The sequence below is a fragment of the Aggregatilinea sp. genome, from assembly GCF_036822615.1.
In the GTDB taxonomy this organism is placed as follows: Bacteria; Chloroflexota; Anaerolineae; order Aggregatilineales; family Aggregatilineaceae; genus Aggregatilinea.
Window position 1 is genome coordinate 1 of the sequence record NZ_DAISHJ010000134.1, and the last position, 14080, is coordinate 14080.

The following is a 14080-nucleotide window of genomic DNA, read 5'->3' on the forward strand; positions in this document are numbered from 1 at the left end:
GAGCAGCCAGTTGATGACCGACCCCAGAACGTTGCCCACGCTCGCCACCCCTACCTGGGCCGCGAGGCGCTCGTGCCGTTTTTGGAGCGCGCCGACAAGGGCTGCATCGTGCTGTGCCGCACCTCGAACCCCGGCGCAGGCGAGCTTCAGGACCGCGCCATCGACGGCAAACCGCTGTGGCAGGTGGTCGCGGAGACGGTGCGCGACGGCTGGAACGCTAACGGCAACTGTATGCTGGTGGTCGGCGCGACCTATCCCGACGAGCTGCGGCAGGTCCGCGCGCTGGTGGGCGAGATGACGCTGCTCGTGCCAGGCATCGGCGCGCAGGGCGGCGACGTCCAGGCGACCGTCACCGCCGGGCTGAACGCGACGGGCAAGGGCATCATCGTCAACAGCTCGCGTGGGATCATCTTCGCGGACGATCCGGCGGCGGAAGCCCGCGCCCTGCGCGACGCGATCAACGCGTGGCGGTAGTAAGTTTAAAGGTAGGGCGCTAGCGCATTCGCAATTTGCGTTGCAATGAGTAGTATGCTGGGCGTCACCGCTTGAAGCGTCTTTGCAGCCTCGATCAGTCCTTTGCTGGACACATCGAGGCTTCTTTTATTAATACGCTCTTTGCTCAGAGCTTTCCCCACTTGCTCGGCTTGTTCTCGTACGGCTTCGACTTCGTCCTGATATTCACTAGGAACACCACGTAGGGCGGCCTGTAGTTCAGCCACAAGCCTTTCAAGCTCGCGCTTTGTGGCGTCCTCTACTTCAGGAGCAGCATGAATGCTCTGCCGCACATTTTCGAGGGTCGAGTCAATATTCAGAATGCTATTCTGTACATTTGAGACATTGTATTGATTAAAAGTGGGAGTTGGTACGGTAGGGGATTCAAAATCTCTTTCGGCAGCCTGGATAATCGCTTGCTCGGACAGATGATACTGATTTTTTCCTACCTGCCTAAAAAAACCACACGCCTGAAAAACAGAAAAATCTGCTTGATGCGCATGCTCTCGCCAAAACTCCTGTAAATCCTTCTGGTCATCCAACTCATCAACCATCATTCCATCGTATCCTATATAATAATTGACTGTCCACCTCGTTTCTATGATTCCGCCCTTAAGACCAGGAACAATCGATCGCAATAGTGTTTTTTGTCGTTCAGACAATGCGCAAGTTGTCATACGGCATTTCCTGAGCATTACCCTTCAGGTACTCGTTAACGACGTTACTTCTTGTCTGAATTTTTGTCACTAGGCGGTTGTGCTTGACTCTGATTGCTACCGATATCGGTGAGATCCAAACCTACGATTCTGATTTCTTGACCCACACTACCCGACATAGCTGTGTCAGGTAAAGAATCAAGTGCAGGTGCATCCATAAAATCGTAAGTTTCCTGGATGAAAACTTTTTCTAGCTCACTTCCTGGATTCTGCTCTTCTGGATCGCCCATTATTTGCCACAACCTTTAGTCTTGTCTTATCAACAATATGATATTTCTGCCCCGACTGCGGAGTAGGAGGAAGCGTTTCACCTTTGAAAACAGTGTGATCTTTCCACCTGCATCCCTGGACCAACAATTTCGTACTGTCCAGATTCAGGTGCTTTTTCCCCTGATTTTAGCAAATCGTCCTTTGAGATGATCCCACCCTCCGCTTTGATACACATGTTCTATTGTATTTGAAACTATAAACAAAGTAAAGATATAAAATCATTTGAGTCTAATTATTAGAATAATTTTCTAGTTTATTCTTCGGAACCTGCGTCATTCATTTAGAGTGCGCATGATTTGAAATTCGCCCTCCGGTGTGGTATCACTGTGGGGCGTAGCGGCCCGCCGGAACGCACGCCGTACCCCGGTTGGAGCATGACGCGCAGGGCGACCGCCAACCACTGCCAAAAACTGAAGTTTGGCCGACCGCTGATTGTTGAAGCACTTTAGGAGATAATGAGGCCGCTATGGCTAAAAAGACGACTCGCCGCCCTAATCTGTCCCAGGAAACCCTTGCCCGCGCCCGCCAGGAAATGTACGGCAGCACGCCCGCTGAGGACGCGCCTACGCCTGCCGAGCCGCACAGCAACGTCCCCGTCGCGCCGCGCCGCCGCACCACTGGCGTACCGTCGAAGGTCGCCGCAGCCGCGGCCCGTCCGGTCGATCTGCGCCAGGAATACGCGTACGTGGTGCACGACCTGCAAACGATGGGCATGCTCGCCGCCGCCCTGATGATCATCCTGGTGGCGCTGTCGTTCTTCCTCTAGGTCACACGCTGATCGAAAGCTGAACTGAAACAGATGGAGACAGGGCGAGCCGCGTGCTCGCCTTATTGATTCAAACTGCCGGGGCGGCGGATGTTGGTATCCTGGCTTTGCAGGGTCAGGGGGAGCGGGGCCTCGTCGCCGAATTCGCCCGAGGCGTTCCCGCCGTGCGCGGGGATGAGGATCGTGATCTTCGTGCCCTTAGACGGCGCGCTCGTGATGCGCAGCGTGCCCTCGATCAGCTCGGCGCGTTCGCGCATGTTGACCATGCCCAGGCTGCCGCGCTGGTCGTAGTTCGCGTCCACCGCGCTCAGATCAAAGCCCACGCCGTTGTCTTCCACTTCCACGACGATCAGCGACTCCTGGCGGTAAATGCGCACCCAGACGTGTTCGGCCTGGGCGTGTTTGCGCGCATTGTTGATCGCTTCTTCCACAATGTAAAACAACACACCCTGCCCGTGCCCGTCCATGCTGTCTTCGACGTTCAACTGGCCTTCCAGCGTCACGTTCATGTCGTAGGTATCGCGCATCTTTTCCACGAGCTGCCCCAGCGCGGCCCGCAGACCCTGCGTTTCCAGCACAAGCGGGCGCATGGTGAACAGCATGTGCCGGATCTCTTTGGTCGTGCGGCGCGCCAGCTCCTCGACCTTCCACAACTCCTCGACGGCCTGCTGCGGCTGGCGTTCGATCAGGCGGCGGATGTAGTTCACGCGCATGGCGATCGCCGCGACGCTCTGCGTGGGGCCGTCGTGCAAATCGCGCGAGAGCTTCTTGCGCGTATCTTCCTCGATATCGACGATGCGCTCTTTTTCGTTCAGCAGATTCTGGTACAGCACCGCGTTTTGCAGCGCCACGGTAACCTGCGTGCCGATGGCGTTCAACAGCTCGACGTGCTCGTCCGAAAACGAGCCCGGCTCGTCGCTGCCGAACAGCAGCACGCCGTAATTCTGGAATCCGGCGCGCAGCGGGATCGCCAGCACCGACTTGGCGTCCTGGAACGCGACGAAATAATGCAGCTCAGGATCGCGGCTGATCTCGCCCGCGAAGACCGGCTCGGCCTGTTTCAGCGCCAGCCCCAGCACGCCCTGACGGCCCGGCACCGCGACCATCTGGTCGGCGCGTGTCAGCCCGCGCGAACTCATCACGCGAAGCTGGTTATCGTCGCCCTGGAACAGCAGCGCCGCGCTGATGATCCGTGCGCCGCCGCCCAGCCCGTTCAGCCCCAGCGTGCCGATGTTTTGCGCCGCGTCCAGCACGCGCTGGTAATCGAGCGTCGAGCTGAGCGTGCTCGCCATCTCGTACATGGCGCGCGCGCGCTCGCGGGCGTCCCGCAGCCGGGACGCTTCGGCTTCGCGCTCCGCCAGCCGGTTCCGCCGACCGAATCCCCAGCCGTTGGGCCGCAGCGCCACGCCCAGAATGCCGAACGCCGCCAGCAGCAGCAGGCTCAGCCCGGCGTTGACGACGCCGTCGTCGGAAACGTCCAGCGCTCCCGGTCCGCCCAACACCCAGATGCTGCCCGCCAGCAGCGCCACGAGGCAGACGCTCGCGCCCACCCAGCCGAGCCGGATCGCGGCAGGCAGAATCGCCAGCGTGCCGAAAGCCAGCAGCGCCAGCGGCGCGTCGCCGTAGACCCAGGCGAACAGGATCGCCAGGGCGGTGTCGATGACCAGAGTGAGCAGGCCGAGCAGGGTGTCGTTTAGCGCGGTGAAGTGTGCCAGCACCGCCAGCACGAAGTTCGAGGCAACCGCAACCACCAATGCCAGCGGCAGTTGGCTGGTATGCGTGCTGGCACCGCCCAGGCGCGTTTCAGTTGCCAGCAGCAGGGCGGCACTCAGAATGAACAGCCACCGCAACCAGAAGAGGGCTTTATCGAGCCGGTGAGTGGAATAAACGGACGCTCGCGGATCCAAAGAAGGTCCCGGTATAAACAAAATGCCGCAACGGTCGCGACTGGGCTAACCTGCGGCATCTTTACCACTATGGGCGCGAAGGGACTCGAACCCCTGACCTCACGGATGTGAACCGTGCGCTCTAACCAGCTGAGCTACGCGCCCAAGATGCCAGCATTATAGCATCGATAGAATCGGCTGACAAGAGCGGTTTCGCAGTCGGATCGCTCAGGAACCGCGACTCATTGTAGCACGTTTTTTTGGCGCGCCCCACTATGCAGTAAGCATAAACAACACGACGCCGGTCCGCGGCGCACGAAACTACTTCTCCTCTTTGATATGCCCCGGGGCATTCTCGCTGTTCCCGGGGCCATCAGCCTGATGGCCGGGGGCGTTTTCACTGTTCCCCGGCCCATCAGCCTGTTGTCCTGGCGCATTTTCACTGTTGCCTGGCCCGCCGTCTTCCTGACCGGGGGCGCTTTCGCTGTTCCCCGGTCCGGCGTCCTCCTGGCCGGGGGCGCTTTCGCTGCTGCCCGGCCCGTCGAACACGCCTTCAGGCGTCAGAGTGGGATACTGCGCCGGGCGCGGAACGAGCGTCGGTATGCGCGTTGGCCCTGCCTCGGGCACGATCGCGTCCGAGGGCGGGCGGCGGGTCGGCGTGACGCTCTTGCGCGTGGGGGTCGCGCTCGGCGTCCGGCTGGCGGTGGCCGTCGAGGTGGCAGTCGATGTCGCCGTAGCCGTTGGGGACGGCGTGGCGGTGGCGGTCGCCGTCGAAGTAGCGGTCGCCGTTGAGGTGGCAGTCGATGTTGCCGTCGCCGTGGCGGTGGCCGTAAACGTCGGCGTCGATGAGGCCAGAGGCTCCTCTGTCAGCGGAATGGCGGCAGGCGCTTCGGTCACGACCGGCTCAGGCGTGACGTCGCCGGGTCTACCATATTGCGTGCTGAGGGCGGTGCTGTTATCCGCCACGGTTTGCAGCCGGATCTGCATCTCCGCCGGAGCGGCGGGGATCGCCTGGAGCGCGAGCGCGGCCTGCTGCTGCGCGATCTCGTCGATGCGCAGCCGGACCTGCTCCCGGTTCCCCTCGCCCGCGTCCACCAACTGGCCCGCGGCCCACAGTTGATCCGAGGCTTCTTCCAGCGCGCGCGGATAAATATCGCCGCGGTCCAGCAGTTCCTGGAACTCGTCCACACGCCGGGCCGCGAAGTCGACACGCAGCCGCGCCTCGTCCGAAGATGAAACCAGGGCCAACCGCCCGCTTTCGATGGCGCGCTTCACCGGGTAGAGCGCTTCACCGGGCAGGCTGTTGGCCGATGCCTGCGCCGCACCGACCGTACCGAGGATAAAGATGATCAAACACGCGGCAACGGCGACGCGCAGGAGATGTACCATCGAATAACGGCGGACAGGTGTGCTTGTAACCCGATGCGGACTTGATGTCGCCAACTGCACCCGGAGCCGCGCCTCGATGCGCAGCATGGCGTCTTCTGGCAGGGCGGGCGCGGGGGTCTCGGACAACCGCCGCGCGGCATCTACCAACGGATCGCTTCCGTCATCAAACACAGCACGCGTATGAGGCGGCAGGGCACGGTCCAGCCGGTCCATCAAATCACGCGCATCCTTGGAGCGACCCGGCGTCATTCTGTCGTACCTCGCAGATAATGCCGTCCAGATTTGGAACTACCCATAAGCGCCGCCAGCCGTTTCAGGGCACGGTGCTGCATGGTCGCGGTGGCTTCAACACTCTTATTCACGATCTGTGCGACTTCCTCATGGCTTTTACGCTCGACAAAGCGCAAAATCAAAATCGTCTGCTGTTCCTCAGGGAGCTGGCTCAATGCCTCTCGCAGCTCCTCGACCGCTTCGCGTTCCTGAACGGTCTGCTCTGGCGACAACGCCTGATCGGAGTGCAGCGTATCCGTTAACGGTTCCTGCGGGCGCTGTCGGTGAAGCCGGTAATGATCGGCCACGCGCGCCGCCGCGATGCGGTACAGCCATGCTTCAAAAGGTGCGCCCGTCACCCGGTAAGTTGGCAGTCCTTCCACCATGCGCAAAAAGACCTCTGCTGTCAGATCCTCGACAACCTGCCCATCGGGCACACGATAGCCGATATACCGCGCAATCTGCTGCACGTAACGCCGGTACAGGATCGAGACCGCATCCGCTTCGCCGCGTTGCGCACGGGCGATCAAAATATCGTCGGGCGTTTCTGCCATAAAGTTTAGTCACACATGTGCCTGTCATCCGTTCACCCTAAGAATATAGTTTTCTTTTCGGGGTTGGGCGAACGGAGCGAGCGTGCCCGCTCCGTTCGCCGGGGGCCGTGTGACCTACTTCTTGCCGCCCCCCTTGTTGTCATCCTTGCCCTGCTGGCCGGGCGCATTCCCGCTGTTGCCGGGGGCGCTGCCGCCATCATCTTTCTTCTCCTGGCCGGGCGCGTTGCCACTGTTGCCGGGCGCGCCGTTATCATCTTTCTTCTCCTGACCGGGGGCGTTGCCGCTGTTGCCCGGCCCGGTATTCTGTTCGGTCTGGAGCTGTTCCTGTTCCTGCTCCTGCTCCTGCATCATCTCCTGATCGCCGGGGTCGGTCTCGTCATCCGTGCCCCATTTATCGGCGTGCTTCTGGGCCGAAATCACGCGGCCCGGTGCAAGGCTGCTCGGCTGGACGTCATATTCCTTCACGATCTCGCCCCAGCCCAGGCCGCCTGCCTTCTCGGCCAGCAGATCGTCCGGCGTGGTACCGTCCGACTGCTCGGAGATCAGCAGCGCCCGCGCGATTTCACCGAAGCCGAAGCCCTGGCAGTGCCAGCCCATCACGACGTCGTAATCCAGGTCGAACTCAGCCGCCAGCGCCGTCGCCACAGGGTGTCCGGGGCGATCGCAAACCACTTCCGCCGGCTCTTCGGTTGCCATGGGCGGTTCTTCAGTCGCTACCGGGGGTTCCTCGGTGCCAACCGGGCCGGGGGTCTCGTCGCAGACATCCCCGATACCGTCCAGATCCGCGTCCGCCTGATCCGCGTTGGCGACCAGCGGGCAGTTATCCAGCGCATCGACCACGCCGTCCGCGTCCGTGTCGAGCAGGTCAGGATCGCATGCGTCACCAATGCCGTCCGCATCCGTGTCCGCCTGATCCGCGTTGGCGACCAGCGGGCAGTTATCCAGCGCATCGACCAGTCCATCGGCGTCCGTATCGACCATATCAGGATCGCATGCGTCACCGATGCCATCCCCGTCCGTATCCGCCTGATCGGGATTAGCGATATCCGGGCAGTTGTCCACATCGTCGGCAATGGTATCGCCGTCCAGGTCCACGCCCAGCACCAGGGAGGTCGCGTTGAGCACGGATTCAGCGCCGTCCTCAAGCGTTCCGGTGATGGTCACAACCTGACCGATTGTCAGCGTCGCCGGATCGAACGCGCCGTTGATGTTGACCGCGTAGCCGTCCACCACGATGGTATCCACAGTGATCGACTCGACGGTCCCTGAAATGCGAATAATGACTTCAATGGGCGTATCGTCCTGGGCCGCTGCCGGAGAAACCGGAGCCGCCGGGAAGACAGCAACGCCTGCCGCCAAAAGGGCCAGCACGACCATTCCAATGTAAAACCGTTTCCAAATTCCCATGTGTCTATTGCTCCTATCAATCACCAACACCTGCCAGCAATACCGGGGGGCCATAGGGCAATCTTACAAATTTAACGTAAAGACAGGGCGTAAATGCGAATCATTCTTAACGTTACGGGAAGGAAACTCCGCTGCAACACGCAAAAAAGAGCGAGGCTGTAACACCTCGCTCTTAGAAGCAAATCCGGCTACGGAACGGCGTTGAGAGTTTAGTTTTGCGGGGGCTGGTAATGGACCTCGCCGCTCTTGCCGCCCTTTTTCATCAACAGGCGCGTGTAGGTCATTTCGAGCTGCTTGGTATGCGGCTTGAGCATGTCGTACAGCGTCAGCGCGGTCAGGCTGGCGGCGGTCATCGCCTCCATTTCGACGCCCGTCACCGCGATGGTTTTTACCAGCGCTTGCAGGCGCACGCCTTCCGGCTCAAAGAAGTACGTGATCTGCACGTGCGTGATCGGCAGCGGGTGGCAGAACGGGATCAGGTCCGAGGTGCGCTTGGCGGCCATGATGCCCGCCGCCCGTGCGATTTCCAGGGCGTCGCCTTTTTCCAGCTTGCGCTCGCGCAGCATGGTCTGGATTTCCGGCGGCATGGTGATCATCGTTTCCGCGATGGCTTCACGCAGCGTCGCGGTCTTTTCCGTTACGTCTTTCATGATTTGGCTTCGTCCTTCCGGCGCAGCGGCACGCCGTCGAGATAGCGGCTCTCGCCGTCAATATAATGCTCTTCTTTCCAGATCGGCACGCGCTGCTTCAGCTCGTCGATCGCGTAGCGTGAGGCGTCGTAGGCCGGGGCGCGATGCCCCCCGCGCACGACGATGATCACGCTCGCCTCGCCCAGCTTCAGCGCCCCGATGCGGTGCACGATGCGGCAGACGCGCACGTCAAACTTTTCCACCACGTCGGCTTCCAGTTCGGCCAGCGTCTTTTCGGCCAGACTGACGTGCGCCTCGTACGTCATGCCGTCCACGGGCCGCCCGTCGTTTTCGTTACGCACCGTGCCGATGAACACGATCAGCGCGCCGCTGGCATCGTCTTCCGTTTCGGCCAGCAGCGGATCGAGCAGCAGCGGATCTTCGGTCACCCAACGTCCCATCGCGCTACCCTCCACTGACCGGCGGCAGCACGCCCGCCTCGTCGCCGTCGCGCAGCACGTAATCGTCGCCCACGATCTCGTCGTTCACCACGTAGGCGACCACGCCCAGCCGGGGCAGCAGCGCGGGATGGCGCTCCCCCAGCAGGCCGGGCAGCTCGCGCACGGGCAGGCTGTCGCCCGGCAGGTCGAGCGTCTCGGTTTTGATCCCGGCGGTCTGCTTCAACCCGCCGTAAAATACCACTTGCAGCTTCATACCAACATGTCCTCTGAATTTGACCGTGTGGTGTTTTGTAGGGGCGTATGGTTATACGCCCCATCATATACAGCAAGTTAAACATTCAGCGACATGATAGGCGACTCTGCTTTTCGTAGGGGCGGGGCTTGCCCCGCCCGTTGTCAGCAAAGCCGGGTAGGGCGAAGGCTATACGCCCCTACACATGTCGTCTCAATATCCGGGGCAGCCCTCACCCGCCGATGTGGTACATCTCTACCTTCGGGCGTTCGAGGTCCGTCAGGGAGGAGCGGATTTCCGAATACCGGTCGCCGCGAGCCTGCCACACACCGCGAATGCGATCCGCGATGGCCTCGTCCGGCGCATCGCCGCGCAGCAGGTCGCGCAGATCCGTGCCCTTGACCGCGAACAGGCAGGTGTAAATGCTGCCCTCCGGTGTCAGGCGCAGACGGGTGCACGTGCCGCAGAACGGCTGCGTCACCGACGCGATCACGCCGATCTCGCCGCCGCCGTCCGCGTAGCGGTAGCGCGAGGCGACCTCGCCGCGATAGTTCGGCTCAACCGGTTCCAGTGGGAACTTCGCCCCGATGCGCTCGATGATCTCGCGCGCCGGGACCACCTGATCCAGCTTCCAGCCGTTGAGCGTGCCCACGTCCATGTACTCGATGAAACGCAGGATCAGCCCGTTATCGCGGCAGTAGCGCGCCAGATCCACGATCGTGTGGTCGTTCACGCCGCGCTGCGCCACGCTGTTGATCTTGATCGGCGCGAATCCGGCAGCCTGCGCCGCCGCGATGCCGTCCAGCACCTGCTGCACGTCCGCGCGCTCGCCGTTCATGCGGCGGAACACGTCGTTGTCCAGGCTGTCCAGGCTGATCGTCACGCGTTTCAGCCCGGCGTCTTTGAGCGCCTGCACTTTTTGCGGCAGCAAAACACCGTTGGTGGTGATGGCAATGTCTTTGATGCCGTCGATGGCGGCGATCTGCTCCACCAGTTTTTCGAGCTGTTGGCGCACCAGGGGTTCGCCGCCCGTCAGCCGGATCTTCTCCACGCCGAAGCCCGCCATGATGCGCACCAGCCGCGCGATCTCCTCGAAGGAGAGCATCTCGGCTTTAGGCATGAAGCGGTAGTGCTCGCCGTAAATTTCGGCGGGCATGCAGTAGCGGCATCGGAAATTGCATCGATCGGTGACGGAAATGCGAAGGTCCCGGAGCGGCCTTTGAAGCGTGTCTGTGATGTTTGGGCCCATGATATCGCCGTATAAACTTAACCGGGCAAAACGAGGGCGGGCAAAGCGGTACAACAGGTCGATCAGCTTGCTCGCGCAGCGTTTACAGTTGTGTAAAGCGTACCAGGATTATAGCGAATTTAATGCCATTTTACAGGATAATGTGTCACCCACATCCCGGTATACCTGCACATGCGTGTAAAAGTGGCTTTATAATGCTATGAACCCGTAAGTTACATATCGAGGGAGCATTATGTATCGCCGGGCGACAGCCTTACTCGCGCTTGCCATCCTGTTCACCGCCGTCGTTTTCCCTGCGCACCCCGCGCTCGCCCAGTCCTCCGATCCAACCGAAGTCCCGTCCAATCAGGCTGCCGCCGATGAGATCGTCGAAAAGCTCAATGCCTGGCGCATCTCGGAAGGCACGTGGCCGCTCAAGGTCAATCCCACCCTGGAAGCCCTGGCGCTCGGCCAGGCGCAGTATCTGCTCAGCCTGCCGGATATTCCCGACGGGGGCGACGTCCACCTGGGCCGGAACGGGGAAGGCCCCAAGGTGCGCGCCCGCGCCGCGCCCTACAACTGGCCGACCTACGACCGCCCGGAGCAGATCGCGCTGGACGAGATCGCCTACGTGGGGCATAACGCCGACGCCGCGTTGGGCTTCTGGCAGTCGTCCAGCATTCACCGCGCCTCGTCGCTCAACCCCACCTACCGCGAAGTCGGGGTCGCCGCGCTCCCGCACCCGTTCGGCTACCTGTACATCGTGGTGCTCGGCGCGCGGCCCAACGTGCTGCCCGTGACGTACGATTCAGCGTCGGGCGTGCTCTATCTGACCAACGAGCGCTACCTGGGTGCGCGCGGCGAAAGCTGGATCAAGGACGCGACCGAGGTCAAGCTGTTCGACGCGGAGGGCAAGCCCCTGCGCGCAGGGTGGCGTCCGTGGCAGCCGACCATCCGCCTCAGCGATTACATGGGGGACACGGTTTACGTCAGCTTCCGCGATGGCGCGGTCGAAGTGCTGACGCCCGTCACCTTCACGCGCGATCTTGTGCTCCTGCCGCCCAACGCGCCCGTGCCCACTACCGCGCCCCCGGCAGTGGTCGTCCAGGCCAGCACCGCGACCCCCGCGCCGTCACCGACCGCCACCGTGACGCCCACCGGATCGTCGGGAGCCAGCATCTCCACGCCGACCCCGGTCGCGGCGGCATCCGGCGGCGCAGAGGATATCGCCATCATTTACGACAGCCGGTCCCTGGCGATCCTCAACACGTCGGGTGCGGCGCGCGATCTGTCGCGGCTGGATATGGTCAGTGGAACGACGACCTTCCCGATCACGCGCTGGCAGTCGCAGTGGTTGGCCGCGCCGCTAAACGCGTTCCCGGCGAATGATTGTCTGCAAACGTGGTCGTGGGACGAGCAGGAAGACGTGCCGAAGCCGTCCGGCTGCCGCAACCAGCGCGGCGTGACGCTGCTTGCGCCGGAAGCGCGCTTCTGGCTCACCGGCAGCTTCACCGTGCAGTGGGACGGTATCGTCGTGGCGACGTGTCTCGCCGAAGCGGGCCGCTGCGCGGTCGATCTGCCGGGCTAGCTTATGTGTTTACAGTCCCCTTCCCTCACGCAAGCGGAGGGAAGGGGAATCATCCCAGGGAAAAATGGGCGGGTTAGAAACCCGCCCCTACAAAACCCGGTTGGGCGCGGCCTGTCACCCCTCACCACCGCTGCGCGCCGTGCCCCTGCACGCGCCGCACGAGGTCCATAAACGCGTCGATCAAGCGCTGGATCGCCGCATCGGAGGCGGATTCAGGCACGGCTTTGAGCGCGCGATCGTAGTCGCCAATCGAAAGCAGATCGAGCGCGGCCATGACCTGCTGCAAATAGTCGGTGGTGTAGCGCACGCGCTCGACCATGCCGCGCATCATCGCCAGCCCGGCCAACGGGTGCGTGTCCAGAAAGCGCAGGAACTCGTCGCGGCCCAGCCGCAGCACTTCCAACGCGCCGTCCGCCTGGGCCGACGCGGATCGCGGTTTGCCGTCCAGCACAGCGAATTCCCCGAACACGTCGCCCGGCCCGTAGGTGCGCAGCGTCAGGTCGTGCCCCAGCGGATCGCTCGTAAAAATCCGCACGCGCCCGGTCAGCACGAAGTACAGCGCATCGCCGGGCGCGTCCTTCTCGAAGACGATGCCGCCCGCCGGGTACGATTCGCGGCCCATCTGCCGCGCCAACCGTTCGCGGTCCTCCAGCTCGACCGCCCGCAGCAGCCGCGACCGGCCCAACAGCTCGGCCACCCCGGCATAATCCGGCTCGTTAATCATGATTCATGGCGCTTTCCGTGGTTACTCCCACTCGCTGCGCGGAGGCCGTGGCCGCGATTGCAGCCGCCGCAGCAGGCTTTCCTCGCCCGCCCCGTCATGCACGGGCGGCGCAGGCGGCTCGACCGGGCCGGGCTGGCCGCCCAACGTCTCGGCCATCTGCGCGAACGTCCAATCCATGCGCGAGAGCGTCGCTTCGGACAGCACGTCCGGATCGAAATCCAGCACGCCTCCGCTGAACGGCGACACGCCGGAGCCGGACGACGGCGCGCGGGTCGCAGCCTGCTGGATGCGCGCCATCCACGTAATGCTCGACTCGATCGCGTCGGTCGTGGTGCGCGCCTTGGCCGCCAGATATTGCAGCATCGCCAGGATCACGCGCGGGCGGCTCTGGATGAACAGCATAAACGCCTCGCGCGGCAGGATCAGCGCCCGCACGTCCCCGTTCGCCCGCGCCCGCGCCGAGCGGGGCCGCCCGTCCAGCAGCGAAAACTCGCCCACCACGTCGCCGGGACCAGCCGTCAGCAGTGGCTTGACCTCGCCGGACGGATCGCGCCGCGAAATATCGACCAGCCCCTGCTCGATCAGCACCATCGCGTCGCCCTGATCGTCCTGCTCGAACAGCACGTCTCCGTCCGCATACGTCGCGGAGGTCAGCGCGCGGCTGAGGTTTTCCAGGTCCGCCAGCGCCACATGCTTGAAGATCTCGATCTTGCTCAGGCGTGCGGCCAGCGCTTCCAGGTCGGCGGGAGTGAAGGTCTGCGCCAGTTCCGAAACGCGCATGAACATGTCGAAGGTGTGCACCAGGGTCGGATCGAAGCGCGCGATCTCCGCGCCAAATGCGTCTTGCAGCGCGCGATCGCCGTAGGGAAGCACCCGCCGCAAAAACAGCCGCACCGGGGCGTTCAGCTCGTCACGCAGCGCGGCGATCTCGGTGTGCAGCGTGCCGATCTCCTGCTGCCACGCGGCGCGCAGGCGCGGGCTGGCAGGCCCGGCGAGGTTGTTTTGCAGAATGCCGAGGTTGGCTTGCAGCACCAGCAGGCGGCGGATCTGCGCCACGTTGTGCAGCCCGAAGAAACCTTCCAGCTCCGCCAGAATTTGCTCCATCGACGATTGGCCGAGCTGCTGCACCGCCTGACGTTCACCAGAGGACACGTCGCTTTGCAGGCCGAGCGTCCGCGCGAAGCGGCGTTTTTCGTCGGCCAGCCCCTGCTGGATGAACCACACTACCAGCAGGCTGCCGCCGCTGCCCATCCCGATGGCGACCAGCAGCAGCACGCGCCCATCCAGCCGCCCGACGACGTTGTTGTAGACGAGGTGCAGCGCGATGGCGAACAACAGCCCGATCGCCGCGCCCTGCACGCCCTTGCCCGGCGCGGCGCGGCGCAGCCGCCCCAGCGAGATCCCGACGAGGCCGCTGGCGGTGGCGTGCATCAGCGACGTGGACAGCACGCGGCTGATCGCGGTTCCC

Annotated in this window: 15 protein-coding genes and 1 tRNA gene; 3 read left to right on the forward strand and 13 right to left on the reverse strand. The window is 62.9% G+C overall.

The genetic code is table 11. The annotated features are described in order from the left end of the window. A partial coding sequence (gene pyrF / locus V7116_RS22565; RefSeq protein WP_324394245.1) for an orotidine-5'-phosphate decarboxylase occupies window positions 1-474 on the forward strand: 474 nt, incomplete at its 5' end. Between the two features lie 5 nt (window positions 475-479). Here pyrF and V7116_RS22570 read toward each other — a convergent pair. Further along, window positions 480-1049 (reverse strand): hypothetical protein, encoded by a 570-nt coding sequence (locus V7116_RS22570; RefSeq protein WP_324394246.1) that lies wholly within the window; start codon window positions 1047-1049, stop codon window positions 480-482. Between the two features lie 164 nt (window positions 1050-1213). After that, window positions 1214-1438 carry a hypothetical protein gene (locus tag V7116_RS22575; protein ID WP_324394247.1) on the reverse strand — a complete coding sequence of 75 codons (225 nt, stop codon included), beginning with the start codon at window positions 1436-1438 and terminating at the stop codon, window positions 1214-1216. A gap of 506 nt (window positions 1439-1944) precedes the next feature. Here V7116_RS22575 and V7116_RS22580 point away from each other — a divergent pair. Beyond that, window positions 1945-2244, forward strand: a complete 300-nt coding sequence (locus tag V7116_RS22580; protein WP_324394248.1) for a hypothetical protein — start codon at window positions 1945-1947, stop codon at window positions 2242-2244. Window positions 2245-2306: 62 nt separating this feature from the next. On the opposite strand, the gene V7116_RS22585 is transcribed toward V7116_RS22580, so the two are convergent. The 9 genes from V7116_RS22585 to moaA form a co-directional block, all read right to left on the reverse strand. Next, entirely contained in the window at window positions 2307-4151 is a 1845-nt protein-coding gene (locus V7116_RS22585) for a GAF domain-containing sensor histidine kinase (protein WP_324394249.1), read from the reverse strand. 70 nt (window positions 4152-4221) lie between these two features. Next, window positions 4222-4295: transfer RNA gene (locus V7116_RS22590), tRNA-Val, on the reverse strand. A 156-nt stretch (window positions 4296-4451) separates the two neighbouring features. After that, window positions 4452-5768 (reverse strand): DUF5667 domain-containing protein, encoded by a 1317-nt coding sequence (locus tag V7116_RS22595; RefSeq protein ID WP_324394250.1) that lies wholly within the window; start codon window positions 5766-5768, stop codon window positions 4452-4454. Next, complete coding sequence (locus tag V7116_RS22600; RefSeq protein WP_324394251.1) at window positions 5765-6343, reverse strand: RNA polymerase sigma factor; 579 nt, start codon at window positions 6341-6343, stop codon at window positions 5765-5767. Before V7116_RS22600 ends, V7116_RS22595 begins: the two co-directional genes overlap by 4 nt. Before the next feature lie 114 nt (window positions 6344-6457). After that, window positions 6458-7750, reverse strand: coding sequence for a thrombospondin type 3 repeat-containing protein (locus V7116_RS22605; protein WP_349258557.1), 1293 nt, complete (start codon window positions 7748-7750; stop codon window positions 6458-6460). A gap of 209 nt (window positions 7751-7959) precedes the next feature. Beyond that, complete coding sequence (gene moaC / locus V7116_RS22615; protein ID WP_324394252.1) at window positions 7960-8400, reverse strand: cyclic pyranopterin monophosphate synthase MoaC; 441 nt, start codon at window positions 8398-8400, stop codon at window positions 7960-7962. Beyond that, the gene (locus V7116_RS22620) at window positions 8397-8840 is read right to left on the reverse strand and encodes a molybdenum cofactor biosynthesis protein MoaE (protein WP_324394253.1); all 444 of its coding nucleotides are present in this window, start codon (window positions 8838-8840) and stop codon (window positions 8397-8399) included. The genes moaC and V7116_RS22620 overlap by 4 nt, the downstream gene beginning before the upstream one ends. 4 nt (window positions 8841-8844) lie before the next feature. Continuing rightward, the gene (locus V7116_RS22625; protein WP_324394254.1) at window positions 8845-9093 is read right to left on the reverse strand and encodes a MoaD/ThiS family protein; all 249 of its coding nucleotides are present in this window, start codon (window positions 9091-9093) and stop codon (window positions 8845-8847) included. Between the two features lie 211 nt (window positions 9094-9304). Next, window positions 9305-10321, reverse strand: coding sequence for a GTP 3',8-cyclase MoaA (gene moaA, locus V7116_RS22630; protein ID WP_324394255.1), 1017 nt, complete (start codon window positions 10319-10321; stop codon window positions 9305-9307). A gap of 232 nt (window positions 10322-10553) precedes the next feature. Between moaA and V7116_RS22635 the strand changes: the two genes are divergently transcribed. Next, window positions 10554-11888 (forward strand): CAP domain-containing protein, encoded by a 1335-nt coding sequence (locus V7116_RS22635; protein ID WP_324394256.1) that lies wholly within the window; start codon window positions 10554-10556, stop codon window positions 11886-11888. 121 nt (window positions 11889-12009) lie between these two features. Here V7116_RS22635 and V7116_RS22640 read toward each other — a convergent pair whose 3' ends face one another. After that, window positions 12010-12612 (reverse strand): Crp/Fnr family transcriptional regulator, encoded by a 603-nt coding sequence (locus V7116_RS22640; protein WP_324394257.1) that lies wholly within the window; start codon window positions 12610-12612, stop codon window positions 12010-12012. A gap of 21 nt (window positions 12613-12633) precedes the next feature. Then, window positions 12634-14080: cyclic nucleotide-binding domain-containing protein (locus tag V7116_RS22645; RefSeq protein ID WP_324394258.1), on the reverse strand; the 1447-nt coding region annotated here is incomplete at its 5' end.

Coding starts and splice junctions, on each gene's coding strand:
- V7116_RS22570 (WP_324394246.1), bottom strand. CDS start 1,049: ATGATGGTTGATGAGTTGGATGACCAGAAGGATTTACAGGAGTTTTGG.
- V7116_RS22575 (WP_324394247.1), bottom strand. CDS start 1,438: ATGGGCGATCCAGAAGAGCAGAATCCAGGAAGTGAGCTAGAAAAAGTT.
- V7116_RS22580 (WP_324394248.1), top strand. CDS start 1,945: ATGGCTAAAAAGACGACTCGCCGCCCTAATCTGTCCCAGGAAACCCTT.
- V7116_RS22595 (WP_324394250.1), bottom strand. CDS start 5,768: ATGACGCCGGGTCGCTCCAAGGATGCGCGTGATTTGATGGACCGGCTG.
- V7116_RS22600 (WP_324394251.1), bottom strand. CDS start 6,343: ATGGCAGAAACGCCCGACGATATTTTGATCGCCCGTGCGCAACGCGGC.
- V7116_RS22605 (WP_349258557.1), bottom strand. CDS start 7,750: ATGGGAATTTGGAAACGGTTTTACATTGGAATGGTCGTGCTGGCCCTT.
- moaC (WP_324394252.1), bottom strand. CDS start 8,400: ATGAAAGACGTAACGGAAAAGACCGCGACGCTGCGTGAAGCCATCGCG.
- V7116_RS22620 (WP_324394253.1), bottom strand. CDS start 8,840: ATGGGACGTTGGGTGACCGAAGATCCGCTGCTGCTCGATCCGCTGCTG.
- V7116_RS22625 (WP_324394254.1), bottom strand. CDS start 9,093: ATGAAGCTGCAAGTGGTATTTTACGGCGGGTTGAAGCAGACCGCCGGG.
- moaA (WP_324394255.1), bottom strand. CDS start 10,321: ATGGGCCCAAACATCACAGACACGCTTCAAAGGCCGCTCCGGGACCTT.
- V7116_RS22635 (WP_324394256.1), top strand. CDS start 10,554: ATGTATCGCCGGGCGACAGCCTTACTCGCGCTTGCCATCCTGTTCACC.
- V7116_RS22640 (WP_324394257.1), bottom strand. CDS start 12,612: ATGATTAACGAGCCGGATTATGCCGGGGTGGCCGAGCTGTTGGGCCGG.